Annotated in this window: 20 protein-coding genes; 18 read left to right on the top strand and 2 right to left on the bottom strand. The window is 53.6% G+C overall.

Going from position 1 to position 18,759, the window contains the following annotated elements; all coding sequences use genetic code 11:
* The first annotated feature begins 4 nt into the window (after positions 1 to 4).
* The 5 genes from ONB24_04385 to ONB24_04365 are packed head-to-tail and all read left to right on the top strand — an operon-like array spanning position 5 to position 4,658.
* Entirely contained in the window at positions 5 to 1,090 is a 1,086-nt protein-coding gene (locus ONB24_04385; GenBank protein ID MDZ7315343.1) for a polysaccharide pyruvyl transferase family protein, read from the top strand.
* Entirely contained in the window at positions 1,068 to 2,273 is a 1,206-nt protein-coding gene (locus ONB24_04380) for a glycosyltransferase family 9 protein (protein MDZ7315342.1), read from the top strand. Before ONB24_04385 ends, ONB24_04380 begins: the two co-directional genes overlap by 23 nt.
* The gene (locus ONB24_04375) at positions 2,270 to 3,001 is read left to right on the top strand and encodes a glycosyltransferase (protein ID MDZ7315341.1); all 732 of its coding nucleotides are present in this window, start codon (positions 2,270 to 2,272) and stop codon (positions 2,999 to 3,001) included. The genes ONB24_04380 and ONB24_04375 overlap by 4 nt, the downstream gene beginning before the upstream one ends.
* Positions 3,002 to 3,012: 11 nt before the next feature.
* Entirely contained in the window at positions 3,013 to 3,861 is an 849-nt protein-coding gene (locus ONB24_04370; GenBank protein ID MDZ7315340.1) for a glycosyltransferase, read from the top strand.
* A gap of 38 nt (positions 3,862 to 3,899) precedes the next feature.
* A complete protein-coding gene (locus ONB24_04365) occupies positions 3,900 to 4,658 on the top strand; it encodes a glycosyltransferase family 2 protein (GenBank protein ID MDZ7315339.1) in 759 nt (252 codons plus the stop codon).
* A 7-nt stretch (positions 4,659 to 4,665) separates the two neighbouring features.
* Here ONB24_04365 and waaF read toward each other — a convergent pair whose 3' ends face one another.
* Together waaF and ONB24_04355 are read right to left on the bottom strand one after the other, a co-directional pair.
* Positions 4,666 to 5,697, bottom strand: coding sequence for a lipopolysaccharide heptosyltransferase II (gene waaF, locus ONB24_04360; GenBank protein ID MDZ7315338.1), 1,032 nt, complete (start codon positions 5,695 to 5,697; stop codon positions 4,666 to 4,668).
* The gene (locus ONB24_04355) at positions 5,684 to 6,769 is read right to left on the bottom strand and encodes a glycosyltransferase family 4 protein (protein ID MDZ7315337.1); all 1,086 of its coding nucleotides are present in this window, start codon (positions 6,767 to 6,769) and stop codon (positions 5,684 to 5,686) included. Before ONB24_04355 ends, waaF begins: the two co-directional genes overlap by 14 nt.
* Before the next feature lie 116 nt (positions 6,770 to 6,885).
* Between ONB24_04355 and ONB24_04350 the strand changes: the two genes are divergently transcribed.
* The 13 genes from ONB24_04350 (at position 6,886) to ONB24_04290 (ending at position 18,752) form a co-directional block, all read left to right on the top strand.
* Positions 6,886 to 8,742 carry an ABC transporter ATP-binding protein/permease gene (locus ONB24_04350; GenBank protein MDZ7315336.1) on the top strand — a complete coding sequence of 619 codons (1,857 nt, stop codon included), beginning with the start codon at positions 6,886 to 6,888 and terminating at the stop codon, positions 8,740 to 8,742.
* Positions 8,732 to 9,394, top strand: a complete 663-nt coding sequence (locus ONB24_04345) for an L-threonylcarbamoyladenylate synthase (protein ID MDZ7315335.1) — start codon at positions 8,732 to 8,734, stop codon at positions 9,392 to 9,394. Before ONB24_04350 ends, ONB24_04345 begins: the two co-directional genes overlap by 11 nt.
* 98 nt (positions 9,395 to 9,492) lie before the next feature.
* Positions 9,493 to 9,930, top strand: a complete 438-nt coding sequence (locus ONB24_04340; protein MDZ7315334.1) for a single-stranded DNA-binding protein — start codon at positions 9,493 to 9,495, stop codon at positions 9,928 to 9,930.
* 80 nt (positions 9,931 to 10,010) lie between these two features.
* A complete protein-coding gene (cdd, locus tag ONB24_04335; GenBank protein MDZ7315333.1) occupies positions 10,011 to 10,415 on the top strand; it encodes a cytidine deaminase in 405 nt (134 codons plus the stop codon).
* Positions 10,402 to 11,043: a uridine kinase gene (udk, locus tag ONB24_04330; protein MDZ7315332.1), complete on the top strand. Its 642-nt coding sequence runs from the start codon at positions 10,402 to 10,404 to the stop codon at positions 11,041 to 11,043. Before cdd ends, udk begins: the two co-directional genes overlap by 14 nt.
* Entirely contained in the window at positions 11,040 to 12,212 is a 1,173-nt protein-coding gene (locus tag ONB24_04325; GenBank protein MDZ7315331.1) for an acetylxylan esterase, read from the top strand. Before udk ends, ONB24_04325 begins: the two co-directional genes overlap by 4 nt.
* 33 nt (positions 12,213 to 12,245) lie before the next feature.
* The gene (locus ONB24_04320) at positions 12,246 to 12,461 is read left to right on the top strand and encodes a DUF2905 domain-containing protein (GenBank protein ID MDZ7315330.1); all 216 of its coding nucleotides are present in this window, start codon (positions 12,246 to 12,248) and stop codon (positions 12,459 to 12,461) included.
* 23 nt (positions 12,462 to 12,484) lie between these two features.
* Positions 12,485 to 13,063, top strand: a complete 579-nt coding sequence (locus tag ONB24_04315; protein MDZ7315329.1) for a thymidine kinase — start codon at positions 12,485 to 12,487, stop codon at positions 13,061 to 13,063.
* A 7-nt stretch (positions 13,064 to 13,070) separates the two neighbouring features.
* Positions 13,071 to 14,675 (top strand): NupC/NupG family nucleoside CNT transporter, encoded by a 1,605-nt coding sequence (locus tag ONB24_04310; GenBank protein MDZ7315328.1) that lies wholly within the window; start codon positions 13,071 to 13,073, stop codon positions 14,673 to 14,675.
* Between the two features lie 16 nt (positions 14,676 to 14,691).
* Positions 14,692 to 15,552: a purine-nucleoside phosphorylase gene (locus ONB24_04305; protein ID MDZ7315327.1), complete on the top strand. Its 861-nt coding sequence runs from the start codon at positions 14,692 to 14,694 to the stop codon at positions 15,550 to 15,552.
* Between the two features lie 18 nt (positions 15,553 to 15,570).
* Positions 15,571 to 17,280 carry an adenine deaminase gene (gene ade / locus ONB24_04300; GenBank protein ID MDZ7315326.1) on the top strand — a complete coding sequence of 570 codons (1,710 nt, stop codon included), beginning with the start codon at positions 15,571 to 15,573 and terminating at the stop codon, positions 17,278 to 17,280.
* A gap of 15 nt (positions 17,281 to 17,295) precedes the next feature.
* A complete protein-coding gene (locus tag ONB24_04295; protein MDZ7315325.1) occupies positions 17,296 to 18,183 on the top strand; it encodes a DUF1684 domain-containing protein in 888 nt (295 codons plus the stop codon).
* A gap of 86 nt (positions 18,184 to 18,269) precedes the next feature.
* The gene (locus tag ONB24_04290) at positions 18,270 to 18,752 is read left to right on the top strand and encodes a hypothetical protein (GenBank protein MDZ7315324.1); all 483 of its coding nucleotides are present in this window, start codon (positions 18,270 to 18,272) and stop codon (positions 18,750 to 18,752) included.
* Positions 18,753 to 18,759 lie beyond the last annotated feature (7 nt).

Below are 18,759 nucleotides of genomic sequence, written 5' to 3'. Positions count from 1 at the left end.
CTGCATGAAGATAACCTTCATTACGACAATACGGCACAACATCGGCGACGACTGGGTGCGGATGGGGCTGCAGTTTATTCTGCAAAAAGCCCTTAAGAGTCACAAGCTTTCTTTTTCTTGCGTCCACAAGCATACACCGATCACCTCGCGCATCGGTTTTGGTCGGCTGCGCAGGCTGCGGGGCTTGAACGAGCTTTTGCCGCTGCGCTTTACCGGCGACCGTATTCTGCAGGCCGATTGGGTCATTCAGAGCGGCGCGCCGGTCTACTGGTGCCATGAGACTGTAGGTGCGCACTGCTGCGAAAATGAATGGTACGAGCCGCTGGTGCGGCGGCGGATCAATGCTTTTCGAATTCCCTTTTACAACATTGCCGGCGGTTCGTGTCAGACATTTCATTCGAATGGGAGCGAGGTTTGCGATCGTTGTCGGAATTATATTCGCGAATTCTTTGATTCGTGCCGATTGACGACGCTGCGCGACCAACTGGCTGCTGCCATTCTGCATAGCGTCGGCCGTGACGCGCCGGTCCTGCCCTGCACTTCGCTTTTTTCCGTCGATGCAAATTCGCCGTCGACGGTGGCGGAAGACTATGTCGCGGTCAATTTCATGCCGCTCGGAGGACACTACACTTTCGGGCAGCCTATAGATCGGCGTAAATGGTTCCAACAGTTTGCGTCATTTTATGCGATTTTGAAAAAGGAGCACAGGGTCGTTTTTGCCTGTCATAATGCCGAAGAAAGGCGGTGGGCAAAAACGATCGATCCTCAGGCGCGGATTTTTTTCTCCGCAAACCGGCCTGAGCCTTATATTGCCTTCTATGCGGGTGCCAAGGCCGGCGTATTTAATCGCATTCACGGCGCATTTATTATGGCTGCTCTCGGCAAGCCGTCTTTGACCGTCGGCGTCGATTCGCGCGCGAGAATCCTGCAGGAGATCGGCCTGCCGACTCTGTATGTCAACGATGCCACGGCGGAAAATATGATGGACATTTTCAATGGGCTGGTAAGAAAACGGCTTGCATTTGCCGATCAAATGCGCACAATAAAAGAGCAGACTCTCGAGAGCTATGTCGGACTTTTATCCTCATAATCTGCGGGACTGGTCGCGCCTTGAACAAACGCTCGACGTACGCGCGGCACGATCGCCCGTTTCCTTTTTGTGGCGATGGCTTTTTTTCCGCAGTCAGCCGTCGCCTCAACCGCAGAGCGGTGAAAAACGACTGTTGATTGTGCGTACCGATCGAATCGGTGATTATCTGCTTTTTCGAAATTTTTTGCCCGTGTTCCGAGCGAGCGCCGCTTACCGCGACTGGCGGATCACCTATTGCGGAAATCTTGTCTATCGCGATTTGGCCGAGACCTATGATCGGACTTGGGTGGATCAGTTTATCTGGGTAGATCGCAGATGCTTTTTTCGCAGTGCTTTCTACCGTTATCGACTTTTCGGACGGATTGCCCAAATTGGTTTTGCCGCCGCCTTTCAACCGGCCTTTTCACGCGATGTATGCGCTGATCTGTTGGTTCTTGCTTCCCGCGCGCCGTTGAGAGCCGGTGTTGACGGCGATTCGGCAGCGGAAAAACCGGCGCATTTGGCAGTGACCCGCGCTTTTTACAATCATTATATCAAAGTTGAGCCTAAACCCAAATTTGAATTTTACCGTAACCGCGAAGTTGTCGAGCGATTCCTCGGCGAGCCTGCCCCGATTGCCAAGCCGACTTTGCCGGCGCCCCCGGAAATGAATTGCCGCAGTGTGCCTTATGCGGTACTTGCCGGCGGAGCCGCATCACGCTTTAAGCAGTGGCCGTTTTTCGGGTCGATTGCCGAATACCTCCACAGTCGATACGGCCTGAGGGTCTATTTGACCGGATTGGGCGGCAAGGAGCACCGCCGATTGCTCCGATCTTTAACCAAGATGCAGCGGCGAATGATGGTGGATTTATGCGGCAGAACCACGCTGGTCGAGCTTGCTGCCCTAATTGCGGGGGCGGTCGTTGTGGTCGCCAACGACACGGGCGCCATGCATATGGCGGCGATGCTGGGCCGGCCGACGATCTGCGTCAGCGGGGGCACCAATGCAGTGCGATTTAACCTGTATCCCTCTGACTTTAGGTTGAACCTGGCCGTTGTCTTTCCTCCCAGTGTAGAAGCCATGACGCCCGAGGAATTGGCCTCCCGTTTTATTGAATATTCCGAAAATCATGAACTGGCCGAGATTTCCGTTGAGCGGGTTTGTGCAGCCATCGACCAACTATTGACCCAGAGCAAAAAATGAACATCTCGATTATTACCATAACCAAAAATGCCGAGAAGGAGATCGAACGAACGCTTTTTAGCGTTGCGCAACAAACCTTTCCCGTAGAATACATCGTCGTAGACGGAGCTTCCGAGGACGGAACGGCGGCAATAGTTGAGCGATATCGACACACGGTCAGCCGATTTATCAGCGAGCCGGATAGCGGAATTTATCATGCCATGAACAAAGGCATTCGTGCCGCCGCAGGCGATTATTGCCTGTTTCTTAACGCCGGCGACTATTTGGCCTATCCGGCCGCCATCGCCAATGCTGTTGCCGCCATGAGTGAAACAGAACCCGCGGACGTTTTCTACGGCTGCCAGCTGATGATCCATCAGCGAAACGGCGCCTCTCATATTTGGCGGCCGAGAAAAAAGGGTACTCTCGATTTCTTTAGCGGCAGTTTGCCGCACGCTTCCTCCTTTATTTGTCGCAAGGCTTTTGACCGGATCGGATTGTACGATGAAAGTTTTCGCATAGCAGGCGACTATGAGTGGTTCGTGCGCGCTTTTACTCGAGGCATACGGTTCATAGCGCTTTCTTGTCTGGTGGCCGTTTTTCTTCAGGATGAGGGAATTTCCACGCATCCGAAACAAAAAGAGCTGCAAAAATTAGAAATGCAGAGAGTGCGCGAGCTTTATTTTCATGGCTTTAAGCGGACCACCCTCCAAGTCGGTTTGTTTCTGAGAAAGAACAAAATTTTATAACAGTGACGCCTATGGCTTCGGTATCGGTCATCATTAACGTGTTTAATCGCCCCGACTTTCTCGACAAGGCCTTGCTGAGCCTGGCGCACCAATCGTTTCAGCCTGACGAAGTGATTATTTCGGACGACGGCTCCACAGTCGACATGCTGGGCGTTCTCCGCAGCCGATTACCGGTTTTGAATATGCGGGTCAAGTATGTACGGCAGGAACATCTCGGCTTTCGTCTCTCGCGGGTGCGCAACAACGCCGCCCGCCATGCCGAAGGGGATCATTTTATTTTTCTCGACCAGGACATCATTTACACCAAGCATTTTATTCGCACCTTCGTCGAGAATATTCGACCGCAACGTTTTCTCGTTGCCTATCCGGTGCGTCTGACCGAAGAACAAACTGCTTTGCTTACGGATGATATGATTGTCGAGGGGGCCTTCCCTATAATAACACGTGCGCAGCGGCGAAAGGTAATCCGACAATACCGTAAGGAGAAGCGGCAGTTTATCTGTAGAAAACTGCGCCTCAGCCGTATCGGCCCCAAGCTGCGCGGCGGTCTGGTGTTGATCAACCGCGAAGACTATATACGCGTCAACGGTTTTGACGAGCAGTATATCGGATGGGGTAACGAAGACGACGATCTCGGCCATCGCCTGCATGAAGCGGGTGTGATCGGCTACAATCCGTTCGTTAAAGAATTTCCGCTGCATCTTTATCATCCGCCTTTCCGCGAGGGGGAAAAGCGGGTCAACCTGGACTATTATCGCCGGCGCCTCAAAGAAATCCATGGACAAGGAATTTACCGTTGTCGTTTCGGTTTAGACCGTACGAATGGTGAGGATTCTATAACTCTGCTTCGTCTTAAATAGATCGGCTTTGAAGAAGCTGCAAACGGCGAGGTTTGCAAATGAGCAAAATATCCGTCGTCATCATTACCCTGAACGAGGAGCGGAACATCGAGCGCTGCCTTTGTTCGGTCAATTGGGCCGACGAGATCATAGTTGTTGATTCCGGCTCTACGGATGCTACGCTCGATATTTGTCGTCGGCAAGGCTGCCGCATCGTGCCGATAGAGTGGCAGGGATACGGAAAAGCCAAACAGCGCGGTGTGGAGGAAGCAAAGAACGATTGGATTTTCTCCATCGATGCAGATGAAGAGGCGACCCCCGAACTGCGGCTTCGCCTGCAGCAGCTCGCCTCCGCGCCGACGGCCGAGGGCTATCGCATTCGCCGACGCTCATTTTACCTTGGCAAATTGGTGCGTTTCTCCGGTTGGAGAAACGACTATCCGCTGCGATTTTTCAATCGGCGGTTCGGCCGTTACAATGACAAGGTTGTTCATGAGGGAGTAGAGGTGCAAGGAAGAGTCGGCGTGATTCAGGAACCGCTGCTGCATTACACTTTTCCCACCGTCTCTTCACACCTGCAAAAAATTGAGCGTTACGCCCGCTTGGGGGCAGAAGAAAAGGCGGCGCATGGGAAAAAGTCGAGTGTCGGAAAAGCTGTTCTGCGGGGGATGCTCGAGTTTTTACGCATCTTTGTAATGCGGCTCGGCTTCCTCGACGGACGTCGCGGGCTGGTGCTTGCCGTCAACTCGGCTTTTGCCGCTTATGTCAAATATTTGATGCTCTGGGAGATGACCGAACGGCCCAATCAGCTTTATTAAAGTCAGCTCAGGCGTCGAGCTCCAAGTGATACTCGACGGCGCGCACGACGTCGATCGGACGGATGTCGCGCATGCATTTGAAATGGCCTTTGGGGCAGGTCTTTCCGCCGTGAGTGCTGCACGGCCTGCAGTCGAGATCGACCTGAAAGATGCGGTCGTTTTCGCGAAACGGGGCAAAGCCGAAACGGGGCACCGTCGGGCCGAAAAAGGCAAAGACGTCGGTCTTTACGGCGTTGGCCATGTGCATGGCGCCGTTGTCATTGGCGATCAAGAGATCGCAGCTTGCAATCGCGGCCGCCGCCTCCGTAAGGCTGCAGGAACCGGCCAAATTGACGGCATTGCCCACACCTGACAGATTGATGATCTTTTGGCAATAGTCGCGCTCGTCCGCGCTGCCGATAAAAAGAAAGGTGATCGGATGGCGTTCGAGCCGACGCAGCAGCTCGACATACTTTTCCGCGGGCCAACGCTTGGTAGGCCAAACAGAGCCCGGCGCCACGGCGATCTTGTAGGGTGTGCGGTAGAGCTCCAACATGGCGTTGACCTTACTTTTGATTGCCGCATCAAAGAACACTTCGGTTTGATGCGAAAAGTTGCGCGATGTAAGCGGTTTTAACAGATCGAGATAGCGTTTGACCTGCGGCTTTTCGACGTCGAAATAGACGCGGTCGGTGTACAACCAGGAAGCGGCATTTCCGGCAAACCCGATGCGTCGTTCGACTTTGCCGAGCAGCAAAAGCTGCGCGGTGGTCATCGAGCGATGGGGAGCAAAGCCGAGGTCGTATTTCTGCTTCCGCAGCCACTGCACGGCGCGCATGAAGGCTTTGCGTTTGTCCGCCCGCTTGTCAAAAGTGTATAGAGTTCTAATAAACGGATTGTTTCTGAGAATATCGGCGGTCTGCGGGATGGCGACGACATCGACATCGGCAAGAGGAAACAGCTCCTGAGCCGCACGGATGAGCGGCGTGGTAAGGATTACGTCGCCTAAAAATGCGGTCTGAACGATGACGATGGAACGTACTTCTTTATGATTTTTCATGACGTTTCCTAATGATTTCGGTAAAAGCTTCTTCATAGCGTTGTATGGTTCGCTCTATACTGAAATCATCCAATGCGGTTTTGCGACCGTTTTCCTGGAGAGTTCGGTACAGCTCTTGATCCTGCAGAAGGCGTTCGATCTGTTGCGCCAAATGCCGCGAATCTCCAGCCTTGTACAACAGGCCGTTCTCCCCGTCACGAATCAGATCGGGATTTCCGGCAGCATCTGCGGCAATAACCGGTACGCCGAGAGCCATGGCCTCAAGCAGGGCTTGAGAGAGACCTTCCGTCTCTGAAGGCAGCACTTTGATGTCGAACAAAGGATAATGCGCCAAGACCTGCTCCTGCGGCAAATGGCCGAGGAAAAGAAGCCGATGGCCGGTAGTGGAGATCGGCAGGTCTGCTTCGGTGATGCCGATAAAGATGGCCGTCAGCCGCCTTTGGATGTGGGAAAGCGCCTCTAAAAGTTGGACCTGTTGTTTGCGTCGCGAAACGCAGCCGATAACCGGCTCTCCCGGGAGGAGATTGTATTTACTCCGCAATTCTGCCGTATAGCTTTCGTTGATGCCGACATATTTTGCGCGCGGCGTGCCGTTTGGAATAACCCAGATATGGCTTTCCGGAATGCCGAGCCGAATCAGCGCTTCCTTGACACCGCGGCTGACGGCTATGATCTTATCTGTTCCGCGATGATAAAGCCAAGTCTGGAGAAAAAATCCGGAACTCATCGGCTTTTGTCGGCGGGTGTGAACAACGGCCGCATCGAGGCGAAAGACAGCCCTTGCCATAATAGAGGTATATCGGTCCATGCCCGATTGGGCGTTGATCAATTGAATCTCGTAGCGCTTGACGGCATCGCGAATTTGCCGCATGTTGGAAAAATCAAAACGGCCGTTGAACGTCATTGGGTACAGAATAACCGGACTATTCAGCAGCAGTTCATAGAGCAGAACATCTTGACGGCAGCCGACGACCACTCGATGTCCTCTTTCGGCCAATCCGCGGGCCAAATAGGCAATGGAATAAGTGGAACCTGCGGTCCCGCCTTGATGGGTTAAAAAGAGAATGTTCATGGCTGCCGAGATTAAATTCAATTATGTAGATAATTTTTTTCTTTTTATATTTCGACTCCAATATATCGATTCGCGATGAAATATGCAACCGCCCTACATTTTTCGAAAGTTTGGATATGAAGCTTTACTTTCGCGTCATTAAATATATCAAGCCGCATTGGAGACCGGTCGCCCTCGGGTTCTTTTTTACCTTTACGTTTGTTCTGTTTAACGGCATATCGGTATGGGTTTCGGCTGATTTCGTCCGCGAGCTTTTCAATGCCGGCCGAGAAAGCGTGCAAAAAGAGGGTGCAGAAAAGCAGGATCGGCAACAGTGGATTTCGAACCAGCTTTCAAGACAAAGGTTTTACGTAAAAATAAAAAATAAAGTCAGCAATCTGCTGATCAAGGAGGATCGTTATCAGACTTTAAAGTTGGTCTGCATCGTCATTTTTGTCTCGTTTTTCCTAAAGAATATTTCCCAATATCTTCACAAGCTGCTTTTCTTTTATGCGCAGCTGAAAATCGTCACCCAGCTGCGCAATCAGCTGCAGGAAAAGATTATGCGGCTGCCGCTGTCGTTTTTCCACAAACGGCACACGGCCTCATTGACGTCGATCGTTTTCAACGACGTCAGCGGCATTCAGATGGTGCTGGACAGCAGCTTTGTCAAAATCTTTTTGGCACCGATGCAGATCCTTTCATACCTCGTCGTCTTGCTGATGATCAGTTGGAAGTTGACGGTTGCGACTTTTCTGCTTTTGCCGCTCAGCGGCTATCTATTGGTCAAGATCGGCCAGTCGATGCGGCGCAAGAGCAGACGCGTCTATGAGCAAATTTCCATGGTCGTCACCGCTTTTCAGGAAAGCGTTTCTTCCATTCGCGTGGTCAAGTCTTTTACCGCGGAAATGCGCGAAATTGCCAAGTTTGCCCGCACCAATCAGGACTATTTCGCCAAGTCGTTGCGCGCAAAAAAGCTGGATGCCTTGACCGGGCCCCTCAACGAAACGATCGGCGTATTGATTTTTACGGCTTTGCTCTGGTACGGCGGCACGATGGTCTACAAGGGCGAGGGATTGAATGCCGAAGATTTTATCCGTTTTCTGGTCTTCCTTTTCATGATCTTTCAGCCGCTTAAGGAGCTTTCCGGCTTGAACAATGTGCTGCAGACCGGCCTGGCGGCCGCCGAGCGGATTTTCAATTTTCTCGACCAGCCGACGGAACCCTACGATTCTCCTCATGCTGTGCCGTTCAGCGCTTTCGAACGCGATATTGTCTTTGAACACGTTTGGTTCAGCTACAACGGCCAAACTCCGGTACTCAAGGATATCAATCTGACGATCCGCAAAGGCGAAATGGTGGCGTTAGTCGGACACAGCGGCGTCGGCAAATCCACGATGGCCGATCTAATTCCGCGCTTTTACGACGTCACGGCCGGATCTCTCAAGATCGACGGTCGGGATGTACGGGAATACAATCTTATTTCGCTGCGCGACCATATCGGCATCGTCAGTCAGGAAACGCTGTTGTTCAACGATACGGTGCGGTACAACATCGGTTACGGTTTGAGTGACTATACGGAAGAAGAGGTCATTGCGGCGGCCAAGGCTGCCAACGCCTGGGAATTTATCAGCAAAATGGAGCAGGGACTCGATACATTGATCGGCGAGCGCGGCGTAACTCTTTCCGGGGGTCAAAAGCAGCGAATTTCCATCGCCCGTGCCATTCTAAAAAATACGCCGATCCTCATTCTGGACGAAGCGACCTCCTCGCTGGATACCCAATCGGAAAAGCTGGTGCAGGCGGCCATCGACAACCTGATGAAAAACCGAACGGTTTTGGCGATCGCCCACCGGCTGTCGACCATTATGCACGCCGACAAGATCGTGGTGATGGAAGACGGGAGGATCGTGGATGTCGGCAAGCACCATGAATTGCTAAAGCGTTCGCCGCTCTATCAGGAACTTTACCGCATGCAGTTTCATGATCAATAACCGAATCGAGCATATGGAAAAGATTATTCAGGTCAATCCACGCAAACCGGAACCTCATCTGATCCGCCAAGCCGCCAAGGTGCTAATGGACGGAGGTATCATTGCTTATCCGACGGAGACCGTCTATGGAATCGGCTGCAATGCTTTGAATGCAGCCGCCGTGGATCGGATCTATGACCTGAAGGGCCGAGATCGGAGCAAGGCCATGATCGTAATTGCCGGCGACATTCTGCAGGTACGTGAGTTGGTCAAAGAAATTCCGCCGGCCGCGGAAAAGCTGATCGATAATTTTTGGCCCGGCCCTTTGACGATTATTTTTGACGCAGTGGAAAAGGTGGCCGCCGTTTTTCGCTCCGGTCATAACACGATTGCCGTGCGTATACCCGATTCGAGGATCTGTCTTTCTCTTATTCGGCAAACCGGTTTTCCGCTCATTTCCACCAGCGCCAATCCTTCGGGCGAACCGCCGGCAACGACCGCCGAAGAGGTGGATGCCGTTTTCGGCGATCAGTTGGATCTTATTATCGACGGAGGGCCGACACCGTCCCGAACCCCCTCCACGGTAGTCGATGTAACCAGATCTCCGGTGAGGATTGTGCGGCAGGGTGCTGTTTCCGCATTGGAAATTCGAACCGTCTTGGATACAATTTAGGAGCTAAAAAATGCTTGATATTCAGGCAAAATATTCTTATGATGTCCTTGACGATAACCAAGGTTTACTTTACATGAACTTTTAAAAAGGGGGAACACATGGCTTACGACAGCAAGGGAACCGTCAACAAAGTTATCTTGATAGGCCGATTGGGACAGGATCCGGATGTCAGATACACGCCCTCCGGTGCTGCAACGGTGACGTTGAGCGTCGCCACCAATACCAGCTATCGCGGCCAGGACGGCAATTTGGTCGAAAACACTGAATGGCATCGCGTCGTCTTGTGGCGGCAGCAGGCGGAAACCGCGGGCAAATTTCTCAAAAAGGGAAGTCGGGTCTTTGTCGAGGGAAAGCTGGCGACGCGCTCTTGGGAAGATAAAGACGGCGTCAAGCATTTTACCACTGAGATTATTGCCGATCAAATTCAATTTCTCGATGCCCGCGGTGAAGGGAACAATGTCGAAGCGGGATCAAAAGGTGAAAAGACGATTCCGCCCGAACCTCCGATCGATGAGGCCGATGATTTGCCCTTCTAAGAATATTCGCTTCAGATGTATCAAATTATCGTCCGAAGTCTGTTCTCAGGCTTCGGACTTTTTTTTGGCATGTGAAAAAAATGGAATTCAATTCTCTTGTCGAGGCAGCCTTGGCGGCCAAGGCCAAAGCCCTCGCCCCTTATTCGCATTTTAGCGTCGGCGCTGCCGTGCTGACCAGTTCGGGGCGCATCTACGACGGCTGCAACATCGAGTCGAGTTCGCTGGGCCTGACGATCTGCGCCGAGAGGCTTGCTTTGTTCAAGGCGTTGGCGGCCGGAGAACGCTCTTTTGTCGCCGTCGCCGTTGCCGCCGATTCGAAGCAAGTCTGTCCGCCTTGCGGTGCATGCCGACAAGTTCTATGGGATTTTGCTCCAAATGCCACGGTGCTCATGATTTCGGGCGACGGAACCGTCAAAAGCCTCCCGGTTGCCGAGCTGCTGCCGTTGGCTTTTGATCAAGGGGTTATCAATCATGACGGGGAATAGAATTCGACCGGTGCTGATCGGAGTGGCCGGCGCTTCGGGTGCCGGGAAAAGCTATTTTACCCAGGCTCTGCGCGAAAAACTGAGAGCCGAGGAAACCGGCATCCTGTCGCAGGATGACTATTATCATGACCAATCGCACATTCCTTTTTCCGATCGCGAGTTGGTAAATTATGATCACCCGCAGGCCGTCGATTTCGACCTTTTGATCGAACATCTCAAACGGCTCAAAGCGGGCGAACCGATCGAGCATCCGCGTTATGATTTCAGCCGACATACGCGGCGACGTGAGACAGGGGTGCTGAAACCGAAGCGGGCCGTCATCGTGGACGGGATCCTGATTTTCAGCGTGGCGGCGTGTCGGGAGCTGTTCGATCTGCGCATCTTTATCGACACGCCCCTCGATCTCTGCTTCATCAGACGGTTGCAGCGCGATTTAATCGAGCGCGGCCGCAGCGTCGAGTCGATCGTCAATCAATATTTGTGCACCGTGCGTCCCATGTTCCTGCAATTCGTCGAGACTTCGCGCGTTTTTGCCGATCGAATCTTTTGCGGTGAGGGCGATATGTCGGCTGCCGTGGATGAGACCGTCCGGCTGGTCGACAAAATTATTGCGGAGAAAAAGCCATGACACGTTCGGCGTGTTTTCTGCTCATTCCATTCGGCCTTTTCTTTTGTCTGTCGACGGCAGGTGCCCAGGACTCGCTCCTTTGCGTCGGAGAGTATTGGAGCGAAGCGGAAGCGGCGCAAAAAATGGACGAATTTGCCGCTTCCTTTCATACGGCTGAGGAATGGCAAGCCCGCGCCGCAATAATTCGGCGGCTGATCTTAACCGGCGCCGAACTTGATCCGCTGCCGAAACGAACGCCGCTCAATCCCGTTTACCGCAATCGCCGAAAATTTAACGGCTACTCGGTCGTCAATGTTGCCTTTGAGAGTCTTCCTGGTGTGTTCGTAACCGGCAGCCTATATGAACCGAAACCGCGCCGAGAAAAGACGGCGGCGGTACTGTGTCCGCACGGACATTGGAACGATCCGAATGACTATGGACGGTATCGAGCCGACATGCAGAAACGGTGTGCGACGCTGGCGAAAATGGGGGCAACGGTCCTGAGCTACGATATAGTCGGATACGGTGAAAGCGCGGAGTTAGGGTGGGTTCATCATCATCCTAAAACCCTCAAGCTGCAGCTTTGGAACAGCATTCGTGCAGTGGATTTTTTGACGACTTTGCCGACCGTCGATTCGACGCGAATCGGCGTGACGGGCGCCTCCGGCGGCGGAACTCAGTCCTTTCTCTTGGCCGCCGTCGACGAACGCATTGCCGCCTCTGCCCCTGTCGTCATGGTTTCGGCGCATTTTTTCGGCGGCTGCGTCTGCGAAAGCGGCATGCCGATCCACCGCAATGCGACGTTCCAAACCAACAACGTCGAAATTGCCGCCTGTTGCGCGCCGCGGCCGATGCTGCTGGTATCCTGCGGCGGGGATTGGACGCGCAATTCGCCGGCGGTCGAATTCCCCTACATTCAGCGCATCTATGACCTGCTCCGAGCTTCAAATCATTTTTGGACCGCCCATTTGCCCGACGAGCAGCATGACTATGGATTTTCAAAACGCGTGCCGATGTATGCCTTTTTTGCCCATTTCTTCGGCTTGGATATCTCTGCCGTATTAAATGAGAACGGAACGGTCGACGAGACGTTTGTCACACTCGAACCTGCAGAAGCCTTGCGAGTGTTCGACAAGCGGCATCCTTTTCCCGCCCATGCAGTTAGGAATAATGATGCCGTTGTATGGTGAAACAAAATTGAACTGCAAAAAGTGAGGCATGCCATGCAAAACATTGGTAAGCTGTTGATGACCGTAGGTGTTTTGTTGACTTTTGCGGGTGCTTTGCTGTTTCTTTTCGAACGGTTCGGCCTGCGGATTGGCCGCCTTCCAGGCGACATCCTCATCCGCAGGGAAAATTTTGTGTTTTACTTTCCCATCGCTACCGGCCTGATAGTCTCTCTGTTGATAACTCTGTTCATTCGATTGTTCAAACATTAAAGTTTTGCTGAAAGGAGAAAGGCATGTTGAGCATCGTACCGCGAGACATGGGATGGATCGAAGTGATCTGCGGTCCCATGTTCAGCGGCAAATCGGAAGAACTTATTCGCCGATTGCGTCGCGCCGAAATCGCCCGGCTCAAAGTGGCGACTTTTAAACCTTTGATCGACGATCGGTATTCAACCGGCCACATCGTTTCACACAGCGCCCAGAGAATTCCCTCCATTTCCGTTTCTTCCGCCGAAGAGATCTTGGAAAAGGCGCAGGATGCACATGTGGTCGGCATCGATGAGGCGCAGTTTTTCGATCTTTCATTGGTCGATGTTTGCCAAAAGCTGGCCGACAGCGGCAAACGCGTCATCGTCGCGGGTCTCGATCAGGATTATATGGGCAAGCCCTTCGAGCCGATTCCTCAGCTTTTGGCGGTGGCGGAATATATCACCAAAACCTTAGCGATCTGCGTCAAATGCGGCAGTCCGGCGGGCCGTACGCAGCGGCTGGCAAAGCGCTCTGAACGGGTACTCGTAGGTGCGGCCGACCTTTATGAGGCGCGTTGCCGCTTCTGTCATGAGGTTTTCCAGGACGAAACAACCAACGAGTGAGGTCTGCATGCGCTTTATCGGTATTCTGGGACTTGTAACTATTCTCGGCATCGCCTTTCTTTTATCCGCCAATCGCCGCGCTGTACGACCGCGTGTAATCATCTGGGGAATGAGCCTGCAAATGCTGTTTGCCGCCGTCATTCTCAGCCGTTCTGTCGTCTCGTGGATCGGCACGTTTCTCTTCTTCAGCCTGATCGTCGCCTACCTCTATCGTCAAGAGCTGTCTTTCGCGCAGCCCGCACACCGCTTGGCAATCAAGGTTGCCGTCGGGTTGGCAGGTGCAGGTATAGGAACGGCGGTTGCCGTCGGGCTCGAAAAGGCGGGATATATGAGCATCATTCTTGGATTGACCGCTCTTGGTCTTTTCTATGCTTGGATTAGAAAAGCACCGAAACTGGGGCGAATTTTGTTTTCAATTTTGCTGATCCTTTGCCTTGGAATGATGATCGGCAAGGGCGTTTACGGCGACGCCGTACTCGTCAGATTGGCCGTCTATGTGGAACGGTTTCTGCGTTTGACCGATAAAGGAAGCGAGTTTCTCTTCGGCAATTTGGTCAAGACCGAATATTTTACGCCCCAGTCCGATGCCTGGCCTGGATTCGGATTTCAGTTTGCTTTTTCGGTTTTACCGACGATCATCTTTTTTTCGGCCTGCATGTCCATTCTCTATTATCTCGGCATCATGCAGGCCGTGGTCAAGGCGATGGCCTCTTTTATGCGTTGGACCATGGGCACGAGCGGTGCCGAAACGCTTTCCTGTTCAGCCAACGTTTTTGTCGGCCAAACCGAAGCGCCGCTGCTGATCAAGCCGTTTCTGGAAGAAATGACGATTTCGGAACTGCACGCCGTCATGGTCGGCGGTTTCGGCACCATTGCCGGCGGAGTGATGGCCGGCTACATTCGCATGGGCATCAGCCCGGCGCATTTGATCGCCGCCAGCGTCATGGCGGCGCCGGCCTCATTAGTGATGGCGAAAATTCTCCTGCCGGAGACACAGCATTCAAAAACGGCGGGAGACGTCAATATACCGGATGTGGGGCGCGCTGATAATCTGCTCGATGCCGCGGCGCGCGGCGTCACCGACGGCCTGAAACTGGCCGTCAATGTCGGCGCCATGCTCATCGCCTTCATCTCGCTGATCGCTTTTGTTGATCTATTGCTGGGTTTTGCCGATAAATGGATCGACGGCCGACTGCTGGGCGGCGCCTACAACGCTCAAGCACAACAGTTTTCGGGCATTTTCCCGGGCAGTTTAAAATCGCTTTTAGGCACGCTGTTTTCACCTATCGCCTTTCTAATTGGCGTGCCCTGGAAAGAGGCGCTTGACGTCGGCAACCTTCTCGGCGTCAAGATCGCGGTCAACGAATTCGTCGGTTATGCGCAGTTGAGCGAGGCGATTCGGCAGGGGATGTTGTCGCCGCGCTCGATCACCATTGCCACCTATGCGCTGTGCGGGTTTGCCAATTTTTCGTCCATCGGCATTCAATTGGGAGGCATCGGCGCGCTGATCCCAAATCGACGCTCAGAGCTGTCGCGCATTGCTCTGCGCGCCATGATCGGCGGCGCCCTCGTCTCCTGGATGACCGCTTCGATTGCCGGGATGCTTATTTAGAATGAATGCTTCAGACATGGCGGAACGCCAAGGCATGACATTAAAGGATAAAGTTCGCGAATCTTTGGCCTTCTTAAGGCCGCTGATTCCGCAGACTCCCTCAGCGGCTGTGGTTTTGGGTTCCGGCATGGGAGGAGTCGCCGAAGCGCTGCAAACGCCCGTCATCATTGATGTTCGCAGCATACCGCACTACCCGGTTTCTACAGTGCCCGGCCATGCCGGACGATGGATCTTCGGCCGGCTCAATGCGCCGGTCCTTTGCATTCAGGGGCGCGTGCACTATTATGAAGGCTATTCTTTAGCTGAAGCGACCTATTACGTCCACCTCGTCGCCGGATTGGGTATCCGCAATTTGATTCTGACCACCGCCTGCGGCGGCCTCAACCCCGATTTTCGCGCCGGTGATTTGATGCTCATCGCCGATTTGATTAATTTTGCCGGCAAAAACCCTTTGCGCGGCAGGCCGGAAAATCTGCTCGGCCCCCGTTTTCCGGATATGTCAAAGCCGTTCGATGCGCATTTGTGTCGTTTGGCCGAGCAGGCGGCGGCCAAACTGGAAATACCGCTGCGGCGGGGAGTATTCTGCTGGGTGACCGGTCCCAACTATGAGACGCCTGCCGAGGTGCGCGCTTTGCGCCGATTGGGCGGCGACGCCGTTTCGATGTCCACGGCGCCGGAAGTGATCGTTGCCCGTCAACGGCATCTAAACGTTCTCGGTCTGGCGCTTATCACCAACGCCGCAGCCGGTCTCTCTGCCGAGCCTTTGACGCACGAAGAGGTGATGCAAACCGCCGAATCGGCCGGCCAAAGACTGCAGAAGCTGCTTGTCGAAATAATCTCCGCCATTGCTCTGTTTGACAAGCAAACCGACAAATGAAGCGGGAAAAGCGGTTCTATGTTAAAGGACATTATTCAGGCGGCGCGCGGCGAGAAAGAGGTTGACCTGCTTCTCAAAAACGGACGCGTCGTCAATGTTTTTTCCGGCGAGATTATCCGCACCGATGTCGCGATTTACGGCGAAACTATCGTCGGCTTGGGCGACGGTTATGAGGCCAAAGAGACGGTCGATTTGGACGGCAGCTTGGCGGCGCCCGGGTTTATCGACGCACATGTGCACATCGAAAGCTCGATGGTAGAGGTGCCGCAGTTCACCCGCGCCGTTCTGCCGCTCGGCACCACATCGGTGATTGCCGATCCGCACGAGATCGCCAATGTCCTCGGCTACGAGGGCATCCGCTACATGATGGAGTCAAGTAAATACAACCCGCTCAACGTTTTTTTTACCCTTTCCTCCTGCGTGCCGGCCTCGCCTTTGGAAACCGCCGGAAGCGAGCTGCGCGCTTTTGATCTGTTTCCTTTTTTGCGGGAACGATGGGTGGTCGGCTTGGGAGAGATGATGAATTTTCCCGGCGTTTTGGCGGCGGAGCCGGATGTGTTGGACAAGCTTCGCATTGTCGACGGCAAGCGCATAGACGGACATGCGCCCGGGTTAAGCGGCAAAGACCTCAATGCCTACATCGCCGCAGGAGTTCAGTCGGATCACGAGTGTACGACCGTGGAAGAAGCGCGCGAAAAGCTGCGGCTCGGCATGTTCATCATGATTCGTGAGGGAACTGCAACAAAAAACCTGGACGATCTGCTGCCTCTGGTGACGCCCGAGAACGAGCGTCGCATCATGTTCTGCACCGACGACCGCCACCCGCAGGACATCTTGGCCGAGGCGCACATCAATTACATTGTCCGCTCCGCGATCCGAAAAGGGCTGCCGCCGGTGAGCGCCGTCCGCATGGCGACGCTCAATACAGCCGAGTATTTCGGTCTCAACCGGCTGGGCGCCGTAGCTCCGGGCCGATTGGCCGACCTGGTTGTGTTTGACGATTTTTCGACGCTCAATATACTTTGCGTTTATAAAAACGGCCGGTTGGCGGCAAAAAACGGCCGTATGGTCATCGAGCCGCCGGTTCGGCCCCGTGTCGGTCTGCGCGGCAGCGTCAACATTCGCTGGCTGGACGGTAACGAATTCAAGATTCCGGCGGCCGGCCGCAGGGCGCGCGTCATCGAAGTGGTGCCCGATCAGATTATTACCCGCTCTTTCGAGGCAGAGGTAAAAACGCAAGACGGGTTCGTAGTTTCGGATACCGAGCGCGATATTCTCAAGCTGTTTGTTCTGGAACGGCATCGAGCATCGGGCAATATCGGAAGGGGGCTTGTTCGCGGTTTTGGTCTTCAGCGCGGCGCGATTGCATCTTCCGTTGCTCATGACAGTCACAACCTTATCGTCGTCGGCGTTGATGATCGCGACATTTTAAAAGCAGTAACCTTTTTGAATAAAATCGGCGGCGGCATGGTGGCGGTTGCGGACGGTGAGGTGCTGGCCGCCGTGGAATTGCCGATCGCTGGGCTTATGTCCAATCAGCCGCTGGAGACGGTCAGCCTGCAAATGCAACGGTTGACCGATGCGGCTCTGCATTTGGGTTCCCGCCTCAAAGACCCCTTGATGACGCTCTCCTTTATGGCCCTGCCGGTCATTCCCCAGCTCAAGTTGACCGATCGAGGTTTGGTGGACGTCGATCGTTTTGAGCATGTCGAACTGTTTATTGAATAGAGTAGAGCAGGAAAAATGAAAAGAAGCCGATCAACGGTCATTTTGTTCATTTTGATCTTTGCAGCGCTGCTTTTCAGCGATGATTATGTGCAGAGCGTCGAGGCTTGGCGGCAGCAGCGCATCAACAATCTCAAGCGGCCGGACGGCTGGCTAAGCCTAATCGGCCTGTTTTGGTTGAGGGAGGGAGAAAATTCCTTCGGTTCGGATTCAGGTAATGACCTCGTTTTTCCCGACGACAAAGCCGATCCTTTTCTAGGCGTCTTTATCCTCAACGACGGCGCCGTGACCGTGAGGGCTGCCACAGGAGCAGACATTCGCTGTCATGGCGAACGAGTCAGTACCCTGCCTTTGATTGCCGACGACGGCGAGCCGACGATTTTGACGCATCGCAGTCTGTTGTTCTATGTGATCAAACGCGGCGACCGCTTCGGCATTCGCCTAAAAGACACGGAAAGCGATCTCTTGAAGCGATTCAAGGGTATTGACTGCTATCCTATTGACCCGTCTTGGGCCATTCCTGCGCGTTTTCAGCCCTATGACAGCGGCAAGACCATTCACGTTGTAAATGCCCTTGGCCAAACGACTCGAGAAGCCTGTCCCGGCGCGCTGATTTTTGTGCGGAACGGGCAGGAATATCGTCTGGATATCGTCGGCCAGGGGGAAAGCGAATATTTTATCGTTTTCGGGGATGCCACCAACGGTGAGTCAACCTACGGCGGCGGTCGCTTCCTCTACGTTCCCCGCCCCGATGCCGAAGGCAAAACCGTAATCGATTTTAACAAGTCCTACAATCCGCCCTGTGTTTTTACACCGTACGCTACTTGTCCTTTACCGCCGCCGCAGAATATTTTACCGTTCCCTGTTACAGCCGGAGAAAAGATGTTCGAAGGCGGGCATCACTGAAACCCCATATCGAGCGGAGCAGGCAATTCGGCTGTACACATTGTCGTCTTCCGAAACGTCAAATGGATGAAATCATGGGAGCTTTTATGAGACGGCGGCAATGGCGTCTTTTGAAGACAATGCCTTTTGCGGTCCTTCTTTTGACCGCAGCAGCCTGCGAAATCGATCACGGCTTGGGGGTGAGCAAGTCCCGCATTCGCGGTCATGTCATTCTGCCCGACATGTCGCTTCGACCGGATTATTTCGAGGCCGTCCGCATCATCGCTCTGACCAAAACGCTCGACGCCGAAAACATCAGCCTGAACGATGCGGTATTTTCCAACACTTCGGTCGATTTGAGCCAACCGCGGCCTGCCTACGATTTACCTGCTCCATTGTCGAAATACGAGTTCGTCGGGGCGGTTTGGAAAAAGCGCGGCCAACCGTGGGACTATACCCGCATATTCGGCTTTTACGGTTTTGATCCTGACAGTTTCAAGTTCGAGCATAAAACGATCTATTTGACAAAAGATCAACCCGTCGCCGAAAACATCGATATTGTCTGCGACTGGATTTTGGTGACTCCATAGACCAAGG

Source organism: candidate division KSB1 bacterium, from assembly GCA_034505495.1.
Lineage (GTDB): Bacteria > Zhuqueibacterota > Zhuqueibacteria > Residuimicrobiales > Krinioviventaceae > Fontimicrobium_A.
The sequence above is the reverse complement of the archived record's forward strand: the minus strand, read 5'-3'. Positions and strand labels throughout refer to the sequence as shown.

What these genes read in the sequence shown, in the direction of transcription:
- ade (MDZ7315326.1), top strand. Translation starts at nt 15,571, where the DNA reads ATGTTAAAGGACATTATTCAGGCGGCGCGCGGCGAGAAAGAGGTTGAC.
- ONB24_04355 (MDZ7315337.1), bottom strand. Translation starts at nt 6,769, where the DNA reads ATGAACATTCTCTTTTTAACCCATCAAGGCGGGACCGCAGGTTCCACT.
- ONB24_04340 (MDZ7315334.1), top strand. Translation starts at nt 9,493, where the DNA reads ATGGCTTACGACAGCAAGGGAACCGTCAACAAAGTTATCTTGATAGGC.
- ONB24_04310 (MDZ7315328.1), top strand. Translation starts at nt 13,071, where the DNA reads ATGCGCTTTATCGGTATTCTGGGACTTGTAACTATTCTCGGCATCGCC.
- ONB24_04290 (MDZ7315324.1), top strand. Translation starts at nt 18,270, where the DNA reads ATGAGACGGCGGCAATGGCGTCTTTTGAAGACAATGCCTTTTGCGGTC.
- ONB24_04320 (MDZ7315330.1), top strand. Translation starts at nt 12,246, where the DNA reads ATGCAAAACATTGGTAAGCTGTTGATGACCGTAGGTGTTTTGTTGACT.
- waaF (MDZ7315338.1), bottom strand. Translation starts at nt 5,697, where the DNA reads ATGAAAAATCATAAAGAAGTACGTTCCATCGTCATCGTTCAGACCGCA.
- ONB24_04350 (MDZ7315336.1), top strand. Translation starts at nt 6,886, where the DNA reads ATGAAGCTTTACTTTCGCGTCATTAAATATATCAAGCCGCATTGGAGA.
- ONB24_04380 (MDZ7315342.1), top strand. Translation starts at nt 1,068, where the DNA reads ATGTCGGACTTTTATCCTCATAATCTGCGGGACTGGTCGCGCCTTGAA.
- ONB24_04305 (MDZ7315327.1), top strand. Translation starts at nt 14,692, where the DNA reads ATGGCGGAACGCCAAGGCATGACATTAAAGGATAAAGTTCGCGAATCT.
- ONB24_04365 (MDZ7315339.1), top strand. Translation starts at nt 3,900, where the DNA reads ATGAGCAAAATATCCGTCGTCATCATTACCCTGAACGAGGAGCGGAAC.
- ONB24_04385 (MDZ7315343.1), top strand. Translation starts at nt 5, where the DNA reads ATGAAGATAACCTTCATTACGACAATACGGCACAACATCGGCGACGAC.
- ONB24_04315 (MDZ7315329.1), top strand. Translation starts at nt 12,485, where the DNA reads ATGTTGAGCATCGTACCGCGAGACATGGGATGGATCGAAGTGATCTGC.
- udk (MDZ7315332.1), top strand. Translation starts at nt 10,402, where the DNA reads ATGACGGGGAATAGAATTCGACCGGTGCTGATCGGAGTGGCCGGCGCT.
- ONB24_04345 (MDZ7315335.1), top strand. Translation starts at nt 8,732, where the DNA reads ATGATCAATAACCGAATCGAGCATATGGAAAAGATTATTCAGGTCAAT.
- ONB24_04370 (MDZ7315340.1), top strand. Translation starts at nt 3,013, where the DNA reads ATGGCTTCGGTATCGGTCATCATTAACGTGTTTAATCGCCCCGACTTT.
- ONB24_04295 (MDZ7315325.1), top strand. Translation starts at nt 17,296, where the DNA reads ATGAAAAGAAGCCGATCAACGGTCATTTTGTTCATTTTGATCTTTGCA.
- ONB24_04325 (MDZ7315331.1), top strand. Translation starts at nt 11,040, where the DNA reads ATGACACGTTCGGCGTGTTTTCTGCTCATTCCATTCGGCCTTTTCTTT.
- cdd (MDZ7315333.1), top strand. Translation starts at nt 10,011, where the DNA reads ATGGAATTCAATTCTCTTGTCGAGGCAGCCTTGGCGGCCAAGGCCAAA.
- ONB24_04375 (MDZ7315341.1), top strand. Translation starts at nt 2,270, where the DNA reads ATGAACATCTCGATTATTACCATAACCAAAAATGCCGAGAAGGAGATC.